We start from the raw sequence: 3,617 nt of genomic DNA on the forward strand, positions 1-3,617 counted from the left end.
CCGGGCCTCCAAGCATCCGAACGGGCCCGTTAACGCGGGGACACAGGGCGTCACACCGGGTGGAGGCCCGTCATGTTCCCTCATTTTCCGTCATGTTCCCCGTTCCCTTGACTTCCGCTGACATTCCGGCCAGGAGTGCGGCGGCTTCCTCAAAGCGTTCCACGGCAATCTGGGCCACGGTGTCATCGGCCGCCTGGGCCGCCGCCGGCAGCAGGGCTGCACTGACGACGTCGGCGCCCGCCTTCGCGAGCTGGTCATGGAAATAGCCGGGAGCCAGCAGGTACGAGGCGATGGCTGTCCGGCCGGGTCCCTCGGCACCGGCTGGCGATCCGGCGACGGCACGTACCGCGTCCGCCACGGCAGGCTCCGCGCTCGCCCCGTAGCCCACCGCAACGGTGCCGCTGTGCAGCGCGCGCAAATAGTCGGCCATGCGTTCAACATCCCCGGCCGCAGCGGGATCCGACGATCCGGCGGCGGCCAGCACCACGCCGTCGTCGTCCGCTGCCCCCGCCTCTTCCAGCCGCCGCCGCAGCAGCTGTGCCAGCCGGGCATCCGGCCCCAGCGGCCTGGCCGCCACGGTCTGCGGACGGTCCGCCACCGCCGCCGCAATGTCCACCCGGACGTGGTATCCGACGGAGAGCAGCAGCGGCACCACCACCGCCGGTGTGCCTTCCGGAAGGCGCGCAACGACGTCGGGCAGGGAAGGTTCCTGCACGTCCACGTAGGCTTCGCGCACGTCGAGCCCGGGGCGCAGGTTCCGGATCCGGTCCCGGAGCCGCTCGATGGCGGCGGCGCCCTCCGCGTTCCGGGTACCGTGCGAGCAAGCGATCAGGATGGGATTCATGGGCCGAGTCTAGCGAGGGTATCCGCCCGCACCCCGGCGCTGCATCGTAACGTTGGAACCGAATGGAAGGCTCACACGACGGACGGTTACATGGACCTCAACATCAACCTCGCGCTGGTACTGGACCTGAGCGGAGTCTTCTTCTTTGCCGTATCCGGATCCATGCTCGCCGCCCACAAGGGTATCGACCTCGTGGGCTCCCTACTGCTCGGCTCGATGGCGGGACTGGGCGGCGGCATCGTCCGGGACCTGGTCATCGGCACCGTGCCGGCGGCGTTTTCCAATCCGCTGTATCTTGCCCCGCCTGTCCTGGCCGCCGTCCTGGTCTACTTCCTGCTGTCCGGCTTCGAGCGGCTCGGCAAGCTGCTGACCCTGTTCGACGCCGGCGGGCTGGCCCTATTCTGCATGACCGGGGCGGTCAAGGCGCTGGACGCGGGCCTGAACCCCGTGGCTGCCGCCCTGCTGGGGGTGACGACGGCAGTCGGCGGCGGCCTGCTGCGTGACGTCGTCGCCAACGAGGTACCGGCCCTGTTCAATCCGCGCGACATCTACGCCATCCCGGCGTTCATCGGCTCCGCGCTAGCCATAGCGGCCTCGCTGGCTGGCTGGTTCAATGCGCTCGTCGGTGTTCTGATCGCCGTTGTTGTCTTCGCACTGCGCGTCGCGGCGCTGCATTTTGCCTGGCACGCGCCGCTGGCCGTGCGCAGCCGGGACCGCAGCGACCCGGTGTAATCGGGGCCGCGTCCGTGGGACCGCCGCGGCCCGGATAGGATGCCTAGTAGCGCCACTCGAACGATCTGGGGAGACTGACTTGGGAGAGCTCATGACTGAAATGTTTCTGGAAAAGTTCCGGGACTTGGTTCCTAAGTACCTCGAGGACGCATGGCACGAAGAGGACGGCATCCCGGCGGACGAGCTGGACGAGGTGCTCTCTGAACACGACCTCAGCATTCCCCTGGTGCTGCGCGAGTTCTACCTGGCCGTCGGCGGCTGCGATGACCTGATGGAGGCCTACCACTTCTTCTGGGATCCGGAGGAGCTGGAGATCGAGGACGGCTTCCTGATGTTCCTCGAGGACGAGGACGAGGCTTTCACCTGGGGCATCCGCGAAGATCAGCTGGACATCCCGGACCCGATCGTGTGGCGCCGGAACAACGCCAAAGGCACCTGGGTCAGCGAAGAGGGCACGTTCAGCGAGTTCGTCTTCGACCTGTTCGAGTGGGTTTTCGAGGAGGAGGACTGACCGGCGGCCTTCACCGGGGCCGGCGTCTTTCACCGGGGGTGCCGGGAGGCTGGGAGGCTAGCTCTCCCGGGAAACCACGGCCTCCGCGAAGCTGGCCAGGGCGGCCTTGACCACGCCCTCGGGCAGCGGGTCCAGGGCGGCCACCGCATCGTCGGCCCACTGCCGGGCAACCGCCCAGGCCTCGGCGGTCTGCGGGTGCTCCCGCACGGCCTCCACCGCAGCAGCGAGGGCTTCATCGGAGCTCAGGTCCGCGTCCACGAGCTCGAGCACCTGCGCGGCCGATTCGTCGCCGGCGGCAGCGGCCCGCCGCAGCAGCAGGACCGGCAGGGTGGGCACGCCTTCGCGCAGGTCGGTGCCCGGCACCTTGCCGGATTTGACCTTCACGCCCGTCACGTCGATCACGTCGTCCGCCAACTGGAAGGCAATGCCCACTTTCTCGCCGTAGGAGCGCATGACATCGATGACGTCCCGCCCCGCGCCGGCGAACAGCGCGCCGAGGTGCCCCGAGGCGGCAATTAGGGAGCCGGTCTTGTCCGCGATCACGGACAGATAGTGCTCAATGGGATCCTGGCCTTCGCGCGGGCCGACGCTCTCATGCAGCTGGCCCAGGACCAGCCGCTCGAAGGTCCGGGCCTGGATGCCCAGCGCCTCGCCGCCCAGCTCGGAGACCAGGATGGAGGCGCGGGCAAAGATCAGGTCCCCGGCCAGGATGGCCACGGAATTGCCCCAGACTTCGTGTGCCGTGGGCGCCCCACGGCGGAACGGCGCCGAATCCATGACGTCGTCATGGTACAGCGTGGCCAGGTGGGTCAGTTCGACGACGACGGCGGCCTTGACCACTTCCGCGGAACCCGGCTCGCCCAAGTGTGACGCCAGGATGGTCAGCAGCGGACGGATCCGCTTGCCCCCGGCTTCCATCAGATGGCGGCTCGTAGCATCCGCCAAGGGGTCCGAGTGGGCGATCGCCTCGCGCAACTGCTTCTCCACCCGCGCCAGGCTCGTGGAGACGGCCGGCCCCAGCTTCGGGTCCTCGGCGATGAGGGCAAAACCTGCCGGCAGACGCAGTCCGGTCGCGATGGCGCTGGTCGCCAGGTCCAGCTGCATGGACTCGTGCAGGCCGTGGCCGGCAGCGGTCCAGCTGGCGTTGGTGGGTTCAGTCACTGTTCAACACTAACTAATCGTTGGGGCAGGTTGCTTGTTGGTGCCGCCGGAAACTGCGGTCTGGTTGCTGGTCGCCGGGGCGAGCTGTTCCAACAAATGGATAACTCTATCCTCAAAACCGCGGCCGCCGGGATCGGTAAGATTCGCCAGCATCCGCACCACCAGGCGCATCAGCACTGGCATCGGCATGCCGGTCCGCAGGGCCAGCTTCATGACCTGCGGCCTGCCGATCAGCCGGGCGAAGACCCGGCCCAGCGTAAAGTGGCTGCCCCACTGTCCGCGGACGACGTCGGCGTAGCCGGCCAGCAGGTGCTCATACGCCTGGCTACCGGCCAGCGAACGCGCCCGTTCCGCGCGTTCGATGATCTC

Annotated in this window: 4 protein-coding genes and 1 pseudogene; 2 read left to right on the forward strand and 3 right to left on the reverse strand. The window is 68.2% G+C overall.

What is annotated here, in order from left to right:
* Positions 1-70: 70 nt before the first annotated feature.
* On the reverse strand, positions 71-844 hold the full coding sequence (locus AC5RW2_RS41395; protein WP_494031011.1) for a sirohydrochlorin chelatase: 774 nt from the start codon (positions 842-844) through the stop codon (positions 71-73).
* A 90-nt stretch (positions 845-934) separates the two neighbouring features.
* Here AC5RW2_RS41395 and AC5RW2_RS41400 point away from each other — a divergent pair, with 90 nt between their 5' ends.
* The gene (locus AC5RW2_RS41400; protein ID WP_494031010.1) at positions 935-1,576 is read left to right on the forward strand and encodes a trimeric intracellular cation channel family protein; all 642 of its coding nucleotides are present in this window, start codon (positions 935-937) and stop codon (positions 1,574-1,576) included.
* A 91-nt stretch (positions 1,577-1,667) separates the two neighbouring features.
* A complete protein-coding gene (locus AC5RW2_RS41405) occupies positions 1,668-2,087 on the forward strand; it encodes a hypothetical protein (protein ID WP_494031009.1) in 420 nt (139 codons plus the stop codon).
* Positions 2,088-2,144: 57 nt separating this feature from the next.
* Here the strand turns inward: AC5RW2_RS41405 and AC5RW2_RS41410 are convergent, their stop codons facing one another.
* Complete coding sequence (locus tag AC5RW2_RS41410; protein ID WP_494031060.1) at positions 2,145-3,191, reverse strand: polyprenyl synthetase family protein; 1,047 nt, start codon at positions 3,189-3,191, stop codon at positions 2,145-2,147.
* Between the two features lie 66 nt (positions 3,192-3,257).
* Positions 3,258-3,617: pseudogene (locus AC5RW2_RS41415) on the reverse strand (FAD-dependent oxidoreductase); the annotation flags it as partial.

Source organism: Arthrobacter sp. B0316-1-20 (assembly GCF_059091865.1).

Coding starts and splice junctions, on each gene's coding strand:
- AC5RW2_RS41395 (WP_494031011.1), bottom strand. CDS start 844: ATGAATCCCATCCTGATCGCTTGCTCGCACGGTACCCGGAACGCGGAG.
- AC5RW2_RS41400 (WP_494031010.1), top strand. CDS start 935: ATGGACCTCAACATCAACCTCGCGCTGGTACTGGACCTGAGCGGAGTC.
- AC5RW2_RS41410 (WP_494031060.1), bottom strand. CDS start 3,191: ATGCAGCTGGACCTGGCGACCAGCGCCATCGCGACCGGACTGCGTCTG.
- AC5RW2_RS41405 (WP_494031009.1), top strand. CDS start 1,668: ATGACTGAAATGTTTCTGGAAAAGTTCCGGGACTTGGTTCCTAAGTAC.